Below are 20265 nucleotides of genomic sequence, written 5' to 3'. Positions count from 1 at the left end.
GCTGGCTCCGGGTCGCTGGCGTAGGATGTCACGCCATTTTCGCCGATTCGCATCGCGCCCGCACGGACCACCAGCCCGCATGGACAAACAGTACGACGCCGACTATTTCCAGCGCTGGTATCGCCGCGACGCCATCGGCGGCAACGCGCGCCTGGCGCGCAAGGTCGCGCTCGCCGTTGCCCAGGCCGAGTACTACCTGGAACGGCCGGTGCGCAGCGTGCTCGACATCGGCTGCGGCGAAGGCGCCTGGCGCGCGCCGCTGCTGACGCTGCGGCCGAAACTGCGCTATCTGGGCTTCGACAGCAGCGACTACGCGATCGCGCGCTACGGCCGCCATCGCAACCTGCGCCCGGCGCGGTTCGGCGATTTCGCCTGGCTGCGGCCGTGCGCGCCGGTGGACCTGCTGGTGTGTTCGGACGTGCTGCACTACGTGCCCAGCCGCGAACTGCGCCAGGGCCTGCCGGGCCTGGCCGAACTGTGCGGCGGGGTCGCGTTCCTGGAGACCTTCGCGATGGAGGACGCGTTCGATGGCGACCACGCCGGCTTCCAGCCGCGTGCGGCGCGCTGGTACCGGCGCCAGTTTGGTGCGCTGGGGCTGCGCCCAGTGGGCAGTCATTGCTGGCTGTCGCCAGCGCTGGCAGGGGATGCAGCGGCGCTGGAAGCAATTGGTCTGGTGCCCCATTAAGGTGCAACCAGCTCGGATAGGATATGCTGCACGGCAGCATACGCTCAGGATGGAAACACCGGCATGCTTTACCAGTGGCACGAACTGACCCGCAACCTGCTCGCCCCCTGGGTCCACCAGGCCGCGGCCAACGCCAAGATCTTCTCCGACGCCAATAGCCCGTGGGCCGCGCTCCCGGGAGCCGAGCGTCTGGCCGCCAGCAACGAACTGCTGCACCGGCTCGGCAAGGACTACGAGAAGCCGGCGTGGGCGCTGGACCATGTCGAGGTCGATGGCCACCCGCTGCCGATCGTCGAGCAGGAAGTGCTGCGCAAGCCGTTCTGCCGGCTGCTGCGCTTCAAGCGCTTCAGCGACGACGCCAAGGTCGTGGCCGCACTCAAGCGGCAGCCCGCCGTGCTGGTGGTGGCGCCGCTGTCCGGCCACCACGCCACGCTGCTGCGCGACACCGTGCGCACCCTGCTGCGCGACCACAAGGTCTACGTCACCGACTGGATCGATGCGCGCATGGTGCCGCAGGGCGACGGCGACTTCGGCCTGGACGACTACGTCAACTACGTGCAGGACTTCATCCGCCACATCGGCGCGGACAAGCTGCACGTGATCAGCGTGTGCCAGCCGACCGTGCCGGTGCTGGCCGCGGTGTCGCTGATGGCCGGGCGCGGCGAAGCCACGCCGCGCTCGCTGGTGATGATGGGCGGGCCGATCGATGCGCGCCGCAGCCCGACCCAGGTCAACGACCTGGCCACGCGCAATCCGCTGTCCTGGTTCGAGCACAATCTGATCCACACCGTGCCGCAGGGCTATCCAGGGCACGGCCGGCAGGTGTATCCGGGTTTCCTGCAGCACACCGGATTCATGGCGATGAACCCCAGCCGGCATTTCATGTCGCACTGGGACTTCTATGCCGACCTGGTCAAGGGCGACCTGCAGGACGCCGCGGCGCACCGCCGCTTCTACGACGAATACAACGCGGTGCTGGACATGCCGGCGAGCTACTACCTGGACACGATCCGGGTGGTGTTCCAGGAATTCCTGCTGCCGCGCGGGGAATGGGCGATCGGCGGCGAGCGCGTCGATCCGGCGGCGATCCGCGACACCGCCCTGCTCAGCATCGAAGGCGAGCTGGACGACATCTCCGGCCTGGGCCAGACCGCCGCCGCGCAGGACCTGTGCACCGGCATCGATGCCCAGCGCCGGCAGCACCTGGAAGTGGCAGGCGCCGGCCATTACGGCATCTTCAGCGGCCGCCGCTGGCGCGACATCGTCTATCCGCAGGTGCGCGCATTCATCGCCGCCAATGCCTCGGCCACGGGGCAGGCGCCGAGCGGCAACGTCACCCCGCTCAAGCGCCGCGGCAGCCGCAAGGCCGGCTGAGCGGCCGGCCGCGGCCGGCCGCGGCGACACCGTCATTGCGCCGCGCTGTGCACCAGCAGGTGCTTGGCCAGCATGCCGTGCAGCTTGCCGACCGCCCGCGCCAGGTGCAGCGTGGCGAACAGCAGCACGCTGCCCAGCGCACCGACCAGCGGCAGCAGCCACAGGCCGGAATCGCCGAAGCGCAGGTCGCCGAACTTCAGCCCCACGTGGATCTCGTTCGGAAACAGCAAGCCCGGCGGCGCCGCCGGCAGCGCCAGCGCCGTGCTCAGCCGGGCGACGAACACGCCGAAGTAGACGATTCCCAGCGGCAGCATCAGCACGAAATACAGCATCGTGGTCCAGGGAGGTGGCCCTGCGCTTCTCCAACGCGCAGATGGGCGCGCTGCGGCAGCAGCAGCATGCGACTGCGCTGCCCGCGGCGGCGGCGGCCCAGGAAGCGCAGGACGCCCCGCAGCGCGCTGGGCGCGCTGGGCGGCGTTGGCGTTGGCGCAGCGGCGGTGGCTGGGTAAGAATCGGCTACCGTCCTCCAGGCTGCCGCCATGCGCTTGCGCCCCACCCTGCTCGCCCTCGCGTTGCTGTCGTCCGCCGCCTGCGCACTGGCGGCCGCGCCTGCCGCGCCGTACCGCAGTCCGCAGCAGATCCTGGACGCCTCCAAGCCCAGCGACTGGCGCACGCCGGACCCGGCCAACACACTGTATCTGGACCTGGACAGTGGCCGCGTCGTCATCGCGCTGGCGCCGGCGTTCGCGCCGCAGCACGTCGGCAATATCCGTACCCTGGCCCACGAGCACTTCTGGGACGGCCTGAGCATCTACCGCTCGCAGGACAACTTCGTGGTGCAGTTCGGCGATCCCGACGGCGAGGAGGCGGACAAGGCCAAGTCGCTGGGTTCGGCCAAGCGGCACCTGCCCGCCGAGTTCCAGCGCGCCGCCAGGGGCCTGGCCTTCCAGGCGCTGCCGGATCGCGACGGCTGGGCGCCACAAGTGGGCTTCGTCGACGGCTTCCCGGCCGCGCGCGACCCCAGGAACGGCAAAGCGTGGCTGGCGCACTGTTACGGCACCCTCGGCGCCGGCCGCAACAACGACGAGGACAGCAGCATCGGCGCCGAACTGTACGTGGTCACCGGGCAATCGCCGCGGCAGCTGGACCGCAACATCACCGTGGTCGGGCGCGTGGTCAAGGGCATGGAACTGCTCAGCGTGATTCCGCGCGGCCCGGACCCGATGGGCTTCTACGCCAAACCCGAGCAGCGCACGCCGATCCGCGCGATCACCCTCGCCAGCGACCTGCCCGAAACCGAACGCACCCCATTGCAGCTGCTGCGCACCGATACCCAGACCTTCCGCGACGTGGCCGAAGCGCGGCGCAACCGCAGGGACGCTTTCTACAAGCGCCCGGCCGGGCACATCGACCTGTGCAACGTGCCGCTGCCGGTGCGCACGCCGCCGCAGTAGTTCGCCCCCGCACTCGTCAGCGCACTGGCGCACTGCCCTGCGTCGGCTCTCCGCCGGGCGCTCAGGCCACTGGCGCCGCGCCGCGGCGCTCGGGGGGGCGTCCGCGTGCAGGAAACGGGTGACCAGCACGCGTGGCTGTTCCACCCCGCATTCGCTGAGCAGCATGCCGATCTTGCCGCGGCGATAGGCGCCATGCGCGATAGGCGTCAATCGCGCTGGTATTGCCGCGGATACGCGGCCGCATCGATCTGCGCCAGCGCCTGCAGCAGTTCGGCATTGGCCTTGTAGGCGAATTGCGAGGCCGGCAGCGAAGACGTCATCGGCACGTTCCTCAACGCGCGCGCTGGCTGAAGGCGACGCTGCCCAGGATCAGCACGCCGGCCAGCAGCATGCTCCAGGTCAACGGCTCGCCGAGGATCGACCAGGCCAGCAGCGCGCCGAACACCGGGATCAGGTAGGTCACCGTCGAGGCGCGCGCCGGGCCGATGCGCTGGATCAGCCGGTAGTACATCAGGTACGCCAGCCCGGTGCAGAGCACGCCCAGCGCGCCGGCGCAGGCCCAGGCCACCGCCGACACCGGTGCCGCCGGCCAATGCGTCCACGCCAGCGGCACCAGCAGCAGCGCGCTGCAGCCCAGCGTCGACGCGGCCGACGCCGCCGGCGGCAGGTCGCCCATGTGCCGCTTCACCAGGTTGTAGCCGATGCCGTACAGCAGCGCAGCGGTGGCGCCGGCGAAGGCGGCCGGCCCCACGCTCAGCCCGGCGGACTTGCCGGTGGCCAGCACCAGCACGCCGACGAAACCGACCAGCAGCGCGAGCGCGCGGCGCGTGCCGATCTTCTCGCCGAAGAACAGGAACGCGATCAGCGCGGTGAACAACACCGTCATCGCATTGCAGATCGCGCCGATCGCGGCCGGGGCGTGCTGCGCGCCCCAGGCGAACAGCAGGAACGGCAGCACGGAGTTGAGCACCCCGATCGCCGCCAGCGTCGGCCAGCGCCGCAGCGGGAAACGCGCGCGCGCCAGCCACAGGAACGGCAGCAGCACCGCCGCGCCCAGCGCCAGGCGCAGCTCCACCAGCGCGTAGACGCCGAACTGCGGCGCGGCCACGCGCATGAACAGGAACGAGCAGGCCCAGACGATGCCCAGGAACAGCAGTTCCAGCGGCGTGCGCCAGTCGCGCAGCGCCGGTGCCGGATGGCGGTCGGCCGGAGTGCCGGACGCGGGGTTGGCTGCATTCACCGTGTTGTCTCCTGGGGTCATCGTGTCGGTTGCCGTCGATGGTGCCGGCGCCCGGTCGCGCCTTGCCGCGGCCGCGGCGCAAGCCGTGAACGCGCCCTTGTGAGCGCCACCCCGGCCGCGCGCCTTGTGCATGGCTGCCATGATCGCGCCACACCGCAACGCCCACAAGCGCGTAGTATCGTCGCAAGCCACAAATCTGCCGCGTGTCTGCCGATGCAACTGCGTCCTGCCCTGTTGCCCGCGCTCGGCGTGTTCGCCGCCGCCGCGCGCCACCAGAACTTCGCCCATGCCGCGGAGGAACTGCACCTCACCGCCAGCGCGGTCAGCCACCATGTGCGCAAGCTGGAGGCGCTGCTCGGCGCGCCCCTGTTCCAGCGCCATGCGCGCGGGGTCAAGCTGACCGCCGAGGGCCGGCAGCTGGCCGATGCGGCCAGCGCGGCGCTGGCCGATATCGCCGCGGTGGCCGGCAACCTGCACCCGCAGGCCGACACCGCGCCGCTGCGCATCACCACGCTGCGCTCGCTGTCCTACTGCTGGTTGCTGCCGCGGCTGCCGCGCTTCTGCCAGGCGCATCCGCACGTGCGCCTGGACATCCAGACCGACGCGGCGTTCTCGCGCTTCGAGGATGGCGGACCGGACCTGGGCATCCGCTACGGCCAGGGCGCGTGGCCCGGGCTGACCTCGCACCACCTGATGGACGATGCATTGTTCCCGGTGGCCTCGCCGGCGCTGCCGCAGCTGGCCACGCTGCGCCGCCCCGAGCAGATCGCGCAGCTACCGCTGCTCGGCGACATGTCGCCGCAGGGCTGGCGCGACTGGTTCCGCGCCGCCGCGGTGCGCGGCGTGGAGCTGCCGCCGATGCACACCTTCAACGACAGCACCGATGCGATGCGCGCGGCGGTGTACGGCGTCGGCGCGGTGCTGGCGCGCAAGCACATCGCCCAGCCCTACCTGCAGCGCTACGAACTGGTGCGCCTGCCCGGCCCGGCGCTGAAGGCGCGTTATTCCTACTACATCGTGCATCCCGGCCACCGCCTGCCCAGCCCGGCGGCCAGCCAGTTCATCGACTGGCTCAAACGCGAGGCGCTGGACGAACGTACGCCGCTGCCGGCATTGCCGGCGGAACTGCTGGGGCTGCCGCCCAGGGCGGGTTAGCTTTTTCTCGCCTGGTTGCAGCCTCGGCCGCGGCGCTGCCGGTGTCGGTCTTCGACGTCGCCGCATTGGGCGGCGCGGCGCCGCAATCGCGCTGAGCCGTCATCACTTCGCCTTAGCCGGCGTCTGCCTAGCCTTGCCTGCCCCTGCTCAGAGGAAGGCCCATGCCCCTGCTCCGTATCCGCATCACCGGCAGCGAAGACGACGCCCGCGCCATCATCAACCTGCTCGGCAGCCTGGAAGGCATCGAGCACGTCGAGGAAATCGACGATCTGATGCGCCATATGGACGACGACGATTCCAGCTCTGCCGGGCTGCCCGACGACCAGGGTCCGGGCACCCACGAAGTGGAGATCGAAGCCGGCAACGCCGCCACCGCGCTGAAGGTGCGCGAGGCCGTGGAAGCGCTGGCCTTCGACCTGGAAGTGATCGTGGAGTTCGAGCAGGACGAAGGCTAAGTCCTTTCTCCCGCTCGCCCACAGACCAGGGACATCGTCGAAAATGCGCCAACGCCCCTGGGGCGTGTCCTCAATCCCCAGGCAGATCGCGCCACGCTTGCGCGTGCAGGCTGCGCCAGATCCTCGGCATGGGTGCTGTGGCTGCCGATCTCGCCGCCACTGCCGGCCTGCGCGATCAGCGGTTCCACCTTCGCCGGCACGATGCGCACGCTCAGCGTGGCCTGCGGATGCTCGCCGCCACGCTGCAGCGTAATCCAACGGCAGGTGCGCGCGCCGCGGCCGCCGCCTATGCTTGGGAATCGACCCACCCCAGGAAACCCGATGCGCAAGCACCTGCTCGCTGCCGCCCTGTTCGCCGCCCTCGCCGGCTGCCAGAAACCCGCCGACGCGCCGACGGCGGCGTCCGCGGCCACGCCCGGCGCGACCGCCGACGCCGCCTTCGCCGCGTTGTCCAAGCGTGCCGTGGACACCTGGATGCAGCTGTCCCCGGTCGGCGCCACCCAGACCGGCGATCACCGCTACGACAGCGCGCTGGACGACCTCAGCGCCGCCGGCCGGCAAAAGAGCCTGGACGCGAGCAGGCAGCTGCTGGCGGAACTGGACAAGCTCCAGGTGGCCAAACTCTCGCGCGAGAACCAGGTGGATACGGCGATCCTGCGCAACCAGGTGCAGTCGGACATCTGGAGCCGCGAGGTGTCGCAGAGCTGGGCCTGGGATCCGCAGGTCTACAACGGTCTGGCCGGCGGCGCGATCTACGGGCTGATGGCGCGCGAATTCGCGCCGCTGCCGGAGCGGCTGAAGTCCGCCACCGCGCGCATGGAGAAGATCCCGGCGCTGTTCGCGCAGGCGCGCGCGAACCTGGACCCGGCGCGGGTGCCGCTGATCAATGCGCAGACCGTGGCCAAGCAGAACCAGGGCATCCTCAGCATCGTCGACACCTTCATCGCTCCGCACGTCAAGCAACTGCCGGACGCCGACGCGCAGCGCCTGCAGGCCGCGATCGACGGGCTGAAGAAAGCGGTGGCCGAGCAGCAGACCTGGCTGGACAAGACCCTGCTGCCCAACGCCAAGGGCGATGTCCGCATCGGTGCGGAGAAATACGACCAGAAGCTGAAGTTCGCCCTCAACTCCTCGCTGTCGCGCGCCGAGATCAAGCAGCGCGCCGAGGCCGAGCTCAAGCGCGTGCGCGAGCAGATGTACGGCATCGCCCGCACCGTGCTGAAGGACGCGCCGAACGCGCCGACGCTGGCCGATGCACCGAGCGAGACGCAGCAGCAGGCCGCGATCGAGGCGGCGCTGGAGCTGGCCTACGCGCAGCATCCGGCGCGCGACAAGGTGGTCGACGACGCCAAGGCGGCGCTGGCCTCCTCCACCGAATTCGTCCGTGCCAAGGACCTGCTGACCCTGCCCGACGCGCCGGTGGACATCATCCTGATGCCCGAGTTCCAGCGCGGCGTGGCGGTGGCCTATTGCGACTCGCCCGGTCCGCTGGACAAGAACCTGAAGACCTTCTACGCGGTGTCGCCGATTCCCGACGACTGGAGCGCGCAGCAGGCCGAATCGTTCCTGCGCGAATACAACGGCCGCATGATCCACCTGCTGAGCATCCACGAAGGCGTGCCCGGCCACTACGTGGAAGGCTGGCACTCGGCCAAGTTCCCCTCGACCCTGCGCGGCGTGCTGCGTTCGGGCACCTTCGCCGAGGGCTGGGCGGTGTACACCGAGCGGATGATGCAGGAGCAGGGCTACCTGGACAACGATCCGCTGTTCCACCTGGTGCAGCTGAAGTTCTACCTGCGCACCCTGGCCAACGCGCTGCTCGACCAGGGCGTGCACGTCGATCACTGGAGCAAGCAACAGGCCATGCGGCTGATGATGCACGACACCTTCCAGCAGCAGAGCGAAGCCGAGGGCAAGTGGGTGCGCGCGCAGCTGACCTCGGCGCAGCTGCCGACCTACTTCGTCGGCGTGCAGGAGCACCTGGACCTGCGCAAGGCGATGCAGGCCAAGCTCGGCGACAGGTTCGACCTGAAGGCCTACCACGACCAGGTGCTGTCCTACGGCGCGCCGCCGGTGCGCTTCGTGCGCGAGCTGATGCTGGAGGAGCCGATTCGGTAAGTCGGCGGGACTCGGGACCGGGGACTCGGGACCCGGTAAAAGCCTTCAACCGAAGATCCCGCACGATCCAACTGGAGAAAAGCCCCCTTGAGTCAAGGGGGCGCGCGCCGACAGGCGCGGGGGATGTGGGAGATGGTGAGCTGGGGCCCACGGTTTGCGCAGCAAATCGTGGGGGCGACAGCGCGAATGCGCTAGCGCCGCTCAAATGCAGGCGTGATTGGCATCGCAGCTCACGCAGCAGACTTGCACAACAGAGGGCGCAAACGCGCGCGGAGCTCGCCACGTTGCAGAAGAATACCGAAATGAATCGCGCCGCCATATTGCGCCAGCCCGCCCTCCCTGCAAGCAAGTGCAGGAGGCGCCCGTGAACGCCGCGGCACGCTCGCCTTGGCCGGCCCTGGCGCTCCTGGCCAGCATCGTCTCGCTGTCGCTGGGCACCTCGCTGGCCAAGCGGCTGTTCCCGGTGCTCGGCGCCGAAGGCACCACCTTCGTGCGGGCCGGCCTGGCCGCGCTGTTGCTGTTCGCGCTGCACCGGCCTTGGCGGAACCTGCCGAAGGTACGCGCACTGTGGCCGATCGCCATCTACGGCAGCGTGCTGGGGGCAATGAACCTGTTGTTCTACCTGTCGCTGCGCACGCTGCCGTTCGGCATCGCCGTGGCGATCGAATTCACCGGACCGTTGGCGGTGGCGCTGCTGGCGTCGCGCCGTGCACTGGATTTTGTCTGGATTGCATGCGCGGTCGTCGGCATGGCCCTGCTATTGCCCTACGGTGGCCATGGCTCCGCACTGGATCCTGGCGGGGTGCTGCTGGCCCTGGCCGCGGCGGCGTGCTGGGCGCTGTACATCGTGATCGGCCGCCATGCCGGGGCCGGCGGCGGCGGCCAGGCGGTGGCGCTGGGATTGTCGGTCGCCGCGGTGGTGACCGCGCCGTTCGGCGCGCCGCGGATCGGCCCATTGCTGCATGACGGCATGCTGCTGGTCCATGCCGGCGGCATGGCGCTGCTGTCCAGTGCGCTGCCATTCTCGCTGGAGATGTACGCGCTGCGGCGCCTCCCCGCGCAGACCTTCGGCATCCTGCTGAGCCTGGAACCGGCCATGTCCGCGCTCGCCGCGTGGCTGCTGCTGGGCGAACGCCTCGGTGCCCGGCAGTGGGGCGCGATCGGCTGCATCGTCGTCGCCTCGGCCGGCAGTGCGCTCACCGCCGACAGGCGTGCGGCCGCGGCGTCGGCTTAAGGGCCAAGGCGCAGGCGGCACGGCGCGGCGCGCGCCTTGCGCCTCTGCGCACTCATGCATCGACCGCCACGAAGCCGCCGGTCTGCCGCGCCCACAGCCGCGCGTACAGGCCGCCGCGCGCGACCAGTTCGGCGTGGGTGCCGGTTTCGACGATCGCGCCCTGGTCCATGACCACCAGCCGGTCCATGCGCGCGATGGTCGAGAGGCGGTGCGCGATCGCGATCACCGTCTTGCCCGCCATCAACTCGTCCAGGCTGTCCTGGATCGCCGCCTCCACTTCCGAATCCAGCGCCGAGGTGGCTTCGTCCAGCACCAGGATCGGCGCGTCCTTCAGCAGCACCCGGGCGATGGCGATGCGCTGGCGCTGGCCGCCGGACAGCTTGACCCCGCGTTCGCCGACATGCGCTTCATAACCGCTGCGGCCTTCGCCGTCGCGCAGCGCGTCGATGAAACCGTCGGCGCGCGCCTTGCGCACCGCCGCGTGCAGCTGCGCCTCGCTGGCATCGGGGCGGCCGTACAGCAGGTTGTCGCGGATCGCGCGGTGCAGCAGCGAGGTGTCCTGGGTGACCAGGCCGATCTGCCCGCGCAGGCTTTCCTGGGTCACCGTGGCGATGTCCTGACCGTCGATCAGGATGCGCCCGCTTTCCAGGTCGTACAGCCGCAGCAGCACGTTGACCAGGGTCGATTTGCCCGCGCCCGACGGTCCCACCAGGCCGATCTTCTCGCCCGCACGCACCTGCAGGTCGAGCCCGGCGATGACCCCGCCGCGCTTGCCGTAGTGGAAATGGATGTGTTCGAAACGCACCTCGCCGCGCGTCACCTGCAATACCTGCGCATCGGCGCGGTCCTGCACCTGGATCGGCTGGGCCACGCTCTCCATGCCGTCCTGCACGGTGCCGATGTCCTCGAAGATGCCGTTGATCACCCACATGATCCAGCCGGACATGTTGTGGATGCGGATCACCAGCCCGGTGGCCAGGGTGATCGCGCCGACGCTGATCCGGCCCTGGCTCCACAACCACAGCGCCAACGCGCAGGTGCCGACGATCAGGAAGCCGTTCAAGGCCGCGATCGACAGGTCCATGGCGGTGGTCATCCGGGTCTGCCCGCGGTGCTTGACCGCCAGTTCCTGGATCGACTCGCGCACGTAGGCCTCCTCGCGCTTGGCATGCGCGAACAGTTTCAGCGTGGCGATGTTGGTGTAACCGTCGACGATGCGGCCCATCGCCTGGGAGCGCGCTTCCGAGGCGATCCACGCGCGCTGCTGCATGCGCGGCACGAAGTACGCCATCAGCGCCACGTAGGCGACCAGCCAGGCCAGCAGCGGCGCCATCAGCCGCACGTCGGCCTGCGCGAACAGGTACAGCGCAGTGCCGGTGTAGACCAGGATGTACCACAGCGCATCGACCATCTGCACCGCCGATTCGCGCAGCGAGGTGCCGGTCTGCATGACCCGGTTGGCGATGCGTCCGGCGAAATCGTTCTGGAAGAAATTCAGGCTCTGCCGCACCACGTAGTTGTGCATCAGCCAGCGCGTGCGGTTGCTCAGCCCGGGCATGATCGCCTGGTTGACCAGCAGGTTGTGCAGTCCGGTCAGCAGCGGCCGCGCGATCAGGGTGATGGCCGCCATCCACAACAACTCGTCGCGGTGGCGCGCGAAGAAGTCCGGCCCCGGCGCCTCGGCGACCAGGTCGACGATGCGGGCGAGGAAATCGAACATCGCCACTTCGACCAGCGCCAGCAGCAGCCCGGCCACCAGCGTGGCGGCGAACACCGGCCACACCGGGCGCAGGTAGAACGCATAGAAGCGCCACACCCCGCGCGGCGGCATGCGTGGGTCGATGGCGGGAAACACGGGAATCAGCGACTCGAACCAGCGGAACATTGGCGGACCAGCGACGAACGGGGCGTCAGGGTAGCGTATCGCGCGTCAACGACAGCTTGCCTGCGCCGCGCCGCGGCGGCGCCACGACGCAGCGACACGCTCGCAGCGTCCTCGCCGTTACCGATCCCGAATCCCGGCTTCCAACAGCCGAATGGCTGGTCATCCCCGCCACTCAATCGCAGCGCAGCGCATCGGCCGCATCGGCGGCGCCGGCCACGATCTGGATGCGGGCGAACGCCGCCGCGAACGGCGCATCGGCGTCGATCGCGAACGGCATGTCGATGCCCCCCAGATCGGCGCCGCGTTTGCCGAAGCAGGCCAACGGTACGCTCACGGTGCGTTTGCCCGGCCCGGCCGCGGCCAGCAACGGGCCGATGTCCACGCCCTCGCCGCAGCCGCGCACGCAGCCCAGGCGCAGCGTCACCGGCGCGCTTGGCGCATGCGCGACCGCCACGTCGAACTGCAGCGCGGCGCGCGCCTGCGCCATCGCGCTCAGGTTCTGGCCGCCGGCGCTGCTGGCGAACAGCCGTGCCGGCGCATGCCAGGTCACCTGCTTGGCGTCCTGCTGGGTGTTGACCTGCACCGTGCGCACGCTCAGCGCCGGATCGGGTTGCGGCCACTGCACGACCGCGTTGAGGTCGTCGCCGAGCGCGCGCTCCTGGCCGCGCGCGGCCAGCTTCAGCGCGAACGGCGCGGCGTCGCGCAGGTTGAACACCGGCAGCGCGGTGGCCGCGCCGCAGTCGGCCGGCAAGCGCACCGGCAGCGTGCCGACGCGGCCGCCGCGGGCGTAGCGCAATCCGTAGCCGACCGCGAACAACGGCGGCCGCGCCGGATCGGCCGGCGCCAGCGGCGGCGGACAGGCCTGCCCTGGCCACGGGAAGCCCAGTTGGCCGCGGAAATCGTACGCGCCGCCGAACAGCACGTCGGCCACGCCGCCGCCCTCGGTTCCCGGCAGCCAGGCGGCGACGAACGCCTGCGACAGGTTGAGCAGATCGTTGACGTACAGCGGCCGCCCGGACAGCAGCACCGCGATCACCGGCTTGCCGGTCGCGGCCGCGTCCTGCAGCGTCTTCAGGTCCTCGGGATGGCGCTGGCTGTGCGCCATCGTGGCGGAGGCGACGATGTCGCCGCTGCCCTCGGCGTAGGGCGTTTCGCCGATCACCGCGACGATCGCGTCGTAGCTGCCCGGTGCGGCCGCGGCGACCGAATCGGCGTAGCGCACCCGGTCGGCGTCGCCCAGCTCGCGCAGGCCGGCCAGGAGGCTCTGCGCATTGGGGAAGTCGGCGTTGCGGTTGTCGGTGCCCTGCCAAGTCAGCGACCAGCCGCCGGCCTGGTCGGAAAGGCTGTCGGCGCTCTTGCCGACCACCAGCAGGCGCTGGCCGCGACGCAACGGCAGCGCGCCGCGCTCGTTCTTCAGCAGCACCAGCGATTCGCGCACCGCGCGCCGCGCCAAGTCGCGATGCACCAGCGCGTCCTCGCGCCCGGCATAGCGGCTGGCGGAGGGCTTGTGCGCGAACAGGCCGGCGCGCAGCTTGACCCGCAGGATGCGCCGCACCGCATCGTCGATGCGCGCCTGCGCAATCTGTCCGGCCTGCACCTGGGCGACGGTGTTGTCGATGAACGCCTTCCAGTCGTCGGGCACCATGACCATGTCCATGCCGGCGTTGATCGCCTGCGCGCAACTGGCGTTGCCGCAGCCCGGCACCTGGCCGATGCCGTTCCAGTCGGAGACCACGAAGCCGTCGAAGCCCATCTTCTGTTTCAGCGCCCCGGTCAGCAGCGGTGCAGCGCCGTGCATCTTGCCGTAGTCGATGCCGGCGGCGACGTCGTTCCAGCTGCTGTAGGAGGCCATCACCGTCTGCACGCCGGCCTCGATCGCGCCGTAGTAGCCCTGGCCGTGGATATTGACCATCTGCGCCTTGCCGATCCGCGCCACGCCCTGGTCGTGGCCATGCTCGGTGGCGCCGTCGCCGAGGTAGTGCTTGGCGGTGGCCAGCACGCTGGCGTCGTCGCCGAGTCGGCCCTGCATGCCGCGCACGTAGGCGGCGCCGTAGCGGCGGACCAGCGCCGGGTCGGACGAGAAACTCTCATAGGTGCGTCCCCAGCGCGGATCCTGCACGACCGCCAGGGTAGGCGCGAATGCCCAGGCGATGCCGGTGGCACGGCTGGCCTCGGCGGTGGCGCGGCCGATCTGCTCGACCAAGGCCGGGTCGCGCGCCGCGCCCAGGCCGATGTTGTGCGGGAACAGCGTGGCGCCGTACACGTTGCTGTGCCCATGCACGGCATCGGTGCCCCACACGATCGGGATCGGCACTTGCGCGTCGGTACTCATCGACGCCTGGTAATAGGCGTCGGCCAGTTGCAGCCAATCGCCGACGCGCGCGTGCTTGTCCTTGCCCGGCCACGAGCCGCCGCCGTTGAGCACCGAGCCGATGTAGTACTGGCGCACCTGCTCGGGCGTGATCGACTTGATCTCCGCCTGGGTCATCTGCCCGACCTTCTGCGCCAGGGTCATGCCGTCCAGGATCTGCGCGACCCTGGCCTCGATCGCCGGATCGGGCGTCACCGCGCTGCGCAGCGCCGGCCAATCGCGCAATGGTGCCGGTGCCGGTGCGGTCGGCGGTGCGGCATCGGCCACGGCGGCGAGAGTGGCGGCGGCGAGCAGCGCGCGCGCCCAAGGGTGCGGTGTGGACATCCGGTTTCCTCCATCGAAGTGCGGGAGCGCGCCGGGCGTGGCGCGCGCGGTCGGCCAGTTCACAACCGGTAGCGAAAGCCGATCAGGTACTGGCGGCCGTATTCGGTGTATTCCTCGGGCAGGAAGACGGTCGAGGAAACGCCGGCAGCGCTGACCTCGGTGCGGAACGCCTCGTTGGTCAGATTGTTGACCTGGAACATCAACGACAGGCCCTTCAGCCGGCTGCTGTCGGGAAAGTCGTAGCTCAGCTGCAGGTCGGTGACGCGCTCGCTGAGCGTGTTGCGGTAGCTACGCTGGCCGAACAGCGAACCGTATTCGCCACGGTAGGCATCGCGGTAGCGCTGGCTGACGCGCGCGCCGAAGCCGTGCTTCTCGTAGAACAGCGTGGCGTTGGCGACGATCTTGGACAGGCCGGGGATGGTGTCGGTACCGGGCGAGTTGTCGCTGGGATCGGGATCGATCGACGATTCGGTGTAGGAGCCGTTGAGCTGCACGCCGAAGCCGTCGAGGCGCTCGCTGAACACGTCGCCGGTGACGCTGGCGGCGAATTCGACGCCGCGCATGTAGCCGCCGCTGCCGTTGGCCCAGGTGCTGAAGGTGCCGATGTTGGAGACCGGTGTCTGCCCGTCCGGGTTGTAGCCGGTGAAATCCCAGGTCAGGTTCTGCCGGTAGATGTAGGTCTGCAGATCCTTGTAGAACAGCGCCAGGCTCACGTAGCTGGCCGAGCCGAAGTACTTTTCCAGCGACAGGTCGAGCGCATCGGCGCGGTACGGCTGCAGCGTCGGGTTGCCGCCGCTGCCGCTCCACAGCCCGGTGGTGGTGTCCACCGCGGCGCTGGCGTCGGCGCTCAGGTAGTTGATCGGCGGCCGCATCAGCTGCTTGGCCGCGCCCATGCGCGCCATCCAGCCGTCGCCGAAATCGAACACCAGATTCAGGCTCGGCAGCGCGTCGTGGTAGCGCGCGCCCAGCGTCTGCGCGCCGACCACCGCACCGCCGCTGGCGTTGAAGCCGGTCGAGGACTGGTCGCTGGTGATGTACTGCAGGCCGGCGTTGCCGCGCACGCGCACGCGCTCGCCCAGGTCCATGTCGATGTTGGCGCGCAGGTAATAGGTGTTGACGTGCTCGTCGACCACGTAGTCCTTGCGCAGGTCGTCGTTGCTCTCGGACAGGGTGACGTCGTAGTAGCGCGACAGCAGCGCGCGCGGATCGAAGCTGAGAATGTCGCCGATGCCGGCGAAGCCCAGCGAGGTCGGCGCATACAGCAGCGACGGATCGACCAGGGTCGGCGTGCGCCCCGGCAGGTCGGCGAAGTACACGTCGGCGCGCTTGTCCTTGCTGCGGCGATTGACGTTCACGCCGAGGTCGAAGCTGCGCACGAACGCAGTGTCGACGTCGTAGTTGAATTCCAGGCGGCCGGCCTTGATCTCGTCTTTCTGCCAGGAATTCTCCAGGCGCCCGTCGTGGCCCCACTTCTGCGGATCCCACAGGTACACCGTCGCCGGATCGGCCAGGTTGGCGAGCGAATAGCGCGCGAACGCGTTGCTCAACGGCAGGTCGAAGCCGATGTCCTGCGGATCGGCCAGCCCGGCGTAGGTCTCCAGCTGCGATTGCCGGCGCTCGGCGCGCGAGTAGTTCAGGTCCAGGCTCAGCGACCACGGCTCCCAGTGCAGGGTGTTGGTCCAGCCCACCGAAAGCAGCTTGTCCTGGCGGTCGTTGCGATCGTTGCGCAGCACCGGCTGCACGCCGCTCAGGGTGCCCTGGGTGATGATCGGCACGCCCTGTCGGTCGGTGGTGGCGATGTCGCGGTAGGCGACCTGCTCGCCCAGCGCATTGCTGAAGTCAGGCGCGTTGGACCACATCGCGCCGTGCATGGCTTCCTTCTGGTCGAACTTGGACCAGTAGCCGTCGAGCACGCTGTGGAAATGCGCGTTCGGCTTGTATTCCAGGGTGCCGATCACGCCGTCGCGGGTCAGCTCGCGCGACTTGATCCACGCCTCTGATCCCTGCAGCGCGACCGCGCCCGGCGGCTTGCCCGCCTGCGTGGCGCCCCAGCTGTCCGGATTGCCCCACCACCAGGATTTGTAGTGCTTTTCCTGGAACGGCGAATTCAAGCGCGCCACGCCGAGCGCGACGCCGATGGTGTCGCCGGCGAACTGGTCGACGTAGGACGCCGCGGCGCGGTAGCCGGTGTCGTGGCCGTCGGCGCTGAGCTTGCCGAAGGAATTCTTCTCGCCGTTGCCGCTGACCACGATGCGGCGTTCGTCCAGGTCCAGCGGGCGGATCGTCTTCAGGTCCACGGTGCCGGACAGGCCCTGCCCGATCACGGCGGCATCGGCGGTCTTGTAGACGGTCACCGCGTTGATCAGCTCCGCCGGGAACTGGTCGAACTCCACGCCGCGGCTGTCGCCGGTGCTGACCTGCTCGCGGCCGTTGAGCGTGGTGCCGACGAACTGCTCGGACATGCCGCGGATGTTGATCACCTGCGCGCGCCCATCCACGCGCTGAGTGGCGACGCCGGGCAGCCGCGAGAGCGAATCGGCGATGCTCACGTCGGGCAGCTTGCCGATGTCCTCGGCCGAGATCGTCTCGATGATCAACGACGATTCGCTCTTGGCCTCCACCGCGCTCTCGATCGCATGGCGGATGCCGGTGACCTTCACCGTGTCCAGCGTGCCGACCGTGTCCTGCGGTGCCGGCGCAGCCGCCGTGGCGGTTTGCGCGTGCGCCTGCTGCAGCGCGGCGATGCAGCAAGCCAGTGCCAACAGCCGCCGCGACGGCGCGCCGCGACGTGCGCGGCCCACGAAGAATTCTTGCATGCCCATCATGTGATGCCCCTCCCGGCATTTTTGACAGCGCTGTCATACTCGTCGTATCCAGTGCGGTCAATTCCGCGAGGAGCAAGCGATGCCGCAGCCATGCAAGCTCATGAAGTTTCTCGCCAATGCGGCGCAGCGCTGCGCGCAACCGCTGCGCCGCAACATGGGGTTTGCGCGGCATTGCAGGGTGTCTTCGGCTGCCCGGCAGCGGCCGGCGGCCGCGCTTTGCGCTGCGCTGCTGGGCTTTTCTAGCGGCGTCGCCAGCGCCGACCCGCTGCCGCCGCCGGCCGCGGACATCCAGGCCTGGATCACCACCCAGGACCATCGCCAGGCGCTCGCGCCGGCGCCGGCCGCGCGCTGGGGAGCGCAGACGCACGCCGACATCCGCATCGATCCCGCGGCGCGACGCCAACGCATGCTCGGCTTCGGCGCCTCGATCACCGACTCCTCGGCCTGGGTACTGCAACGACTGCCGCAACCGCGCCGCGATGCGCTGATGCACGAACTGTTCGGCCGCGCCGACGGCGGCCTGGGGCTGAGCTTCGCGCGGTTGACCATCGGCGCGTCGGATTTCTCGCGCCATCACTACAGCCTCGACGACACGCCGGACAACGCGCCCGATCCGGCGCTGGCGCATTTCAGCATCGCGCCCAATCGCGACGACGTGCTGCCGATCGCGCGGCAGGCGCTGGCGATCAACCCCGAACTGAAGATCATGGCCTCGCCATGGAGCGCGCCGGCATGGATGAAGACCAGCGGCAGCCTGATCGGCGGCACGCTCAAGCCCGAGTACTACGACGCCTTCGCGCGCTATCTGCTGCGCTACGTCGACGCCTATGCGCAGGCTGGCGTGCCGATCGTTGCGCTGACCCTGCAGAACGAACCGGGCTTCACCCCCAAGGACTACCCCGGCATGCGCCTGGAGGCCGCGCAGCGCGCGCAGCTGATCGGCCGCCACCTCGGGCCGCTGCTCGAGGCCCGCCGCGGCGCGCCGTTGCTCTTCGACTGGGACCACAACTGGGACCAGCCGCAGGAGCCGCTGGCGGTCCTCGCCGACGCGCAGGCGCGGCGCCACGTCGCCGGCATCGCCTGGCACTGCTACGCCGGCGATCCGGCCGCACAGAGCCCGGTGCAGGCGGCCTACCCGGACAAGGATGCGTACATGACCGAGTGCTCCGGCGGCGACTGGGAACCGCTGCGCAGCGGCGGGCTGACCCTGCAGACGCGGCGGCTGATCGTGCAGTCGGTGCGCCACGGTGCGCGCGGCGTGCTGTTCTGGAACCTGGCGCTGGACCTGCACGGCGGCCCGCATGCCGGCGGCTGCGACACCTGCCGCGGCGTGATCGATGTCGATCTGCACGGCGAGCGCGTGGTGCGCAGCGACGAGTACTATGCGCTCGCCCATGCCAGCCGCTTCGTGCGCCCGCAAGCCTGGCGCATCGATTCCAGCGAAGGCGGCGAAGGCGTGGACAACGTGGCGTTTCTGAATCCGGACGGCTCGCGGGTACTGGTGGTGGTCAACAGCGCGCACGCCGCGCGCACGCTGTCGGTGGCCGAGGACAAGCACGGCTTCGGCTACACGCTGCCGGCGCGCAGCGTGGCCAGCTTCGTGTGGCCGGCGCCGGCGCGATGAGCAAGCGGGCCACGCAGGGCCTGCGCATCGAGGACGTGGCCGCACGCGCCGGGGTCTCGATGAAGACCGTGTCGCGGGTCATCAACGGCGAGCCCAACGTGCGCGAGCAGACCCGGCGCAAGGTCGAGCAGACCATGCAGCGGCTGGGCTACCAGCCCAACCCGTCCGCGCGCAGCCTGGCCGGCCAGCGTTCCTACGCGGTGGCGCTGGCCTACGACAACCCCTCGTACTATCAGATGGAAATCCAGAACGGCGTGCTCGAAGCCTGCCGTGCGCAGCGCTACACGCTGATGCTGGCGCCGGTGGACCGCGCCCGCGCCGACCATGCCGATGCGTTGGTCGCGCTGGCCCGGCACCAGCATATCGACGGACTGCTGCTGATCCCGCCGCTGACCGACGACGACGCGCTGCGGCGGCGTCTGGATGCGGAGCGCATCGCACTGGCCTGCATCTCGCCGCGGCGGCAGCGCCATTGGCCCGGCGTGCGCCTGGAAGAACGGCGCGCCGCACGCGAACTGGTTGGCGAACTGGTGCGGCTCGGCCATCGCCGCATCGCCCACATCCGCGGCCTGCCCGGCCATGGCGCCACGCAATGGCGCCTGGCCGGCTATCGCGACGCGCTGGCGGCCGCCGGCATCGCCTACGACGAACGCCTGGTGGTGCCGGGGCGCTTCGACTTCGCCTCGGGCATCGAAGCCGCCGAGCAGTTGTTGCGGCAGCGCCGCCGTCCCAGTGCGGTGTTCGCCGCCAACGACGAGATGGCCGCCGGCGTGCTGCGCAGCGCCAGCCTGCGCGGCCTGCGCGTGCCCGCCGACCTGTCGGTGTGCGGCTTCGACGACACCCTGGTTTCGCAGCAGGTCTCGCCGGCCCTGGCGACGGTGCAGCAACCGCTGCAGCAGATGGGGCGGCGCGCGCTGGAACTGCTGCTGGCGCGGCTGCGCGCACCGCAACCGCCAACCTGCGAAACCCTGCCGCACCGCTTGCTGCTGCGCGATTCACTGGGATCGCCCGCGGCACAGCGCTGAGCAACGATGCGGCGCGCGCGCAACGCGTGGCCAGCTGCATGCTGTCCCGGCGATCCTGCAGGCAATACCGCAGATGGCCGGTCGAATAGGCTGGCACGATAGGCGGCATCACCGGTTGGCTGGACGAGGGCTTCGCGCTGGTGCGCGGCGATACCGGTGCCGACGCCGGATGATCGATCGCAACTGCTTGCCGCTGCGCGCGTATCCGTGGGACCGGTGCCGCCGCGATATGGCTTCTTGCGTGCAGCCGATCCGGCTTCTTGTAGGAGGGACTTCAGTCCCGACTGCCACCGAAGCCGGAGCACTTCTGGCTTCGAGGTCGCGGCTGAAGCCGCTCCTACAACGAGCGGTGCGCGTCGAAGGCCATCCGTGCAGCCGACCCTGCTCCTTGTAGGAGGGACTTCAGTCCCGACTGCCACCGAAGCCGGAGGCCTTCCGGCTTCGGGGTCGCGGCTGAAGCCGCTCCCACAACGAACTGCGCGCGTCGAAGGCCATC

The 20265-nt window shown here is 69.9% G+C and carries 14 protein-coding genes; 9 read left to right on the top strand and 5 right to left on the bottom strand.

Annotated elements, in window-relative coordinates; all coding sequences use genetic code 11:
* The first annotated feature begins 79 nt into the window (after nt 1-79).
* Both FZ025_RS15675 and FZ025_RS15670 read left to right on the top strand, forming a co-directional pair.
* Complete coding sequence (locus tag FZ025_RS15675; RefSeq protein WP_046977884.1) at nt 80-685, top strand: methyltransferase; 606 nt, start codon at nt 80-82, stop codon at nt 683-685.
* A gap of 63 nt (nt 686-748) precedes the next feature.
* On the top strand, nt 749-2059 hold the full coding sequence (locus tag FZ025_RS15670; RefSeq protein ID WP_104558601.1) for a polyhydroxyalkanoate depolymerase: 1311 nt from the start codon (nt 749-751) through the stop codon (nt 2057-2059).
* Nucleotides 2060-2091: 32 nt separating this feature from the next.
* On the opposite strand, the gene FZ025_RS15665 is transcribed toward FZ025_RS15670, so the two are convergent.
* The gene (locus tag FZ025_RS15665) at nt 2092-2589 is read right to left on the bottom strand and encodes a sensor domain-containing protein (RefSeq protein WP_244292541.1); all 498 of its coding nucleotides are present in this window, start codon (nt 2587-2589) and stop codon (nt 2092-2094) included.
* 9 nt (nt 2590-2598) lie between these two features.
* Between FZ025_RS15665 and FZ025_RS15660 the strand changes: the two genes are divergently transcribed.
* Nucleotides 2599-3513: a peptidylprolyl isomerase gene (locus FZ025_RS15660; protein ID WP_046977886.1), complete on the top strand. Its 915-nt coding sequence runs from the start codon at nt 2599-2601 to the stop codon at nt 3511-3513.
* Nucleotides 3514-3844: 331 nt separating this feature from the next.
* Here FZ025_RS15660 and FZ025_RS15650 read toward each other — a convergent pair whose 3' ends face one another.
* Entirely contained in the window at nt 3845-4753 is a 909-nt protein-coding gene (locus FZ025_RS15650) for a DMT family transporter (RefSeq protein ID WP_046977887.1), read from the bottom strand.
* 213 nt (nt 4754-4966) lie between these two features.
* On the opposite strand from FZ025_RS15650, the gene FZ025_RS15645 reads away from it, so the two are divergent.
* The 4 genes from FZ025_RS15645 (at nt 4967) to FZ025_RS15630 (ending at nt 9715) form a co-directional block, all read left to right on the top strand.
* Nucleotides 4967-5908: a LysR substrate-binding domain-containing protein gene (locus tag FZ025_RS15645; protein WP_046977888.1), complete on the top strand. Its 942-nt coding sequence runs from the start codon at nt 4967-4969 to the stop codon at nt 5906-5908.
* A 161-nt stretch (nt 5909-6069) separates the two neighbouring features.
* Entirely contained in the window at nt 6070-6363 is a 294-nt protein-coding gene (locus tag FZ025_RS15640; protein WP_046977889.1) for a hypothetical protein, read from the top strand.
* A gap of 321 nt (nt 6364-6684) precedes the next feature.
* On the top strand, nt 6685-8481 hold the full coding sequence (locus FZ025_RS15635; protein WP_046977890.1) for a DUF885 domain-containing protein: 1797 nt from the start codon (nt 6685-6687) through the stop codon (nt 8479-8481).
* Between the two features lie 364 nt (nt 8482-8845).
* Nucleotides 8846-9715 carry an EamA family transporter gene (locus tag FZ025_RS15630; RefSeq protein WP_046977891.1) on the top strand — a complete coding sequence of 290 codons (870 nt, stop codon included), beginning with the start codon at nt 8846-8848 and terminating at the stop codon, nt 9713-9715.
* Between the two features lie 52 nt (nt 9716-9767).
* On the opposite strand, the gene FZ025_RS15625 is transcribed toward FZ025_RS15630, so the two are convergent.
* The 3 genes from FZ025_RS15625 to FZ025_RS15615 all read right to left on the bottom strand — a co-directional run bounded on the left by FZ025_RS15625 (nt 9768) and on the right by FZ025_RS15615 (nt 17120).
* Nucleotides 9768-11600, bottom strand: a complete 1833-nt coding sequence (locus FZ025_RS15625; protein WP_046977892.1) for an ABC transporter ATP-binding protein — start codon at nt 11598-11600, stop codon at nt 9768-9770.
* 172 nt (nt 11601-11772) lie between these two features.
* On the bottom strand, nt 11773-14295 hold the full coding sequence (locus tag FZ025_RS15620) for a glycoside hydrolase family 3 protein (RefSeq protein WP_104558620.1): 2523 nt from the start codon (nt 14293-14295) through the stop codon (nt 11773-11775).
* 59 nt (nt 14296-14354) lie between these two features.
* The gene (locus tag FZ025_RS15615) at nt 14355-17120 is read right to left on the bottom strand and encodes a TonB-dependent receptor (RefSeq protein WP_053057221.1); all 2766 of its coding nucleotides are present in this window, start codon (nt 17118-17120) and stop codon (nt 14355-14357) included.
* A 79-nt stretch (nt 17121-17199) separates the two neighbouring features.
* On the opposite strand from FZ025_RS15615, the gene FZ025_RS15610 reads away from it, so the two are divergent.
* Both FZ025_RS15610 and FZ025_RS15605 read left to right on the top strand, forming a co-directional pair.
* Nucleotides 17200-18744 (top strand): glycoside hydrolase family 30 protein, encoded by a 1545-nt coding sequence (locus tag FZ025_RS15610; protein WP_244292387.1) that lies wholly within the window; start codon nt 17200-17202, stop codon nt 18742-18744.
* Complete coding sequence (locus FZ025_RS15605; RefSeq protein WP_046979079.1) at nt 18741-19769, top strand: LacI family DNA-binding transcriptional regulator; 1029 nt, start codon at nt 18741-18743, stop codon at nt 19767-19769. The genes FZ025_RS15610 and FZ025_RS15605 overlap by 4 nt, the downstream gene beginning before the upstream one ends.
* Nucleotides 19770-20265: the final 496 nt, after the last annotated feature.

Source organism: Xanthomonas hyacinthi (assembly GCF_009769165.1).
GTDB classification, from domain to species: domain Bacteria; phylum Pseudomonadota; class Gammaproteobacteria; order Xanthomonadales; family Xanthomonadaceae; genus Xanthomonas_A; species Xanthomonas_A hyacinthi.
This window is presented reverse-complemented; position numbering and strand designations above follow the sequence as displayed.

Bases quoted from the DNA above. Each gene is read 5' to 3' on its own strand.
- FZ025_RS15620 (WP_104558620.1), bottom strand. From the start codon at position 14,295: ATGTCCACACCGCACCCTTGGGCGCGCGCGCTGCTCGCCGCCGCCACT.
- FZ025_RS15605 (WP_046979079.1), top strand. From the start codon at position 18,741: ATGAGCAAGCGGGCCACGCAGGGCCTGCGCATCGAGGACGTGGCCGCA.
- FZ025_RS15615 (WP_053057221.1), bottom strand. From the start codon at position 17,120: ATGATGGGCATGCAAGAATTCTTCGTGGGCCGCGCACGTCGCGGCGCG.
- FZ025_RS15635 (WP_046977890.1), top strand. From the start codon at position 6,685: ATGCGCAAGCACCTGCTCGCTGCCGCCCTGTTCGCCGCCCTCGCCGGC.
- FZ025_RS15670 (WP_104558601.1), top strand. From the start codon at position 749: ATGCTTTACCAGTGGCACGAACTGACCCGCAACCTGCTCGCCCCCTGG.
- FZ025_RS15640 (WP_046977889.1), top strand. From the start codon at position 6,070: ATGCCCCTGCTCCGTATCCGCATCACCGGCAGCGAAGACGACGCCCGC.
- FZ025_RS15645 (WP_046977888.1), top strand. From the start codon at position 4,967: ATGCAACTGCGTCCTGCCCTGTTGCCCGCGCTCGGCGTGTTCGCCGCC.
- FZ025_RS15625 (WP_046977892.1), bottom strand. From the start codon at position 11,600: ATGTTCCGCTGGTTCGAGTCGCTGATTCCCGTGTTTCCCGCCATCGAC.
- FZ025_RS15610 (WP_244292387.1), top strand. From the start codon at position 17,200: ATGCCGCAGCCATGCAAGCTCATGAAGTTTCTCGCCAATGCGGCGCAG.
- FZ025_RS15675 (WP_046977884.1), top strand. From the start codon at position 80: ATGGACAAACAGTACGACGCCGACTATTTCCAGCGCTGGTATCGCCGC.
- FZ025_RS15660 (WP_046977886.1), top strand. From the start codon at position 2,599: ATGCGCTTGCGCCCCACCCTGCTCGCCCTCGCGTTGCTGTCGTCCGCC.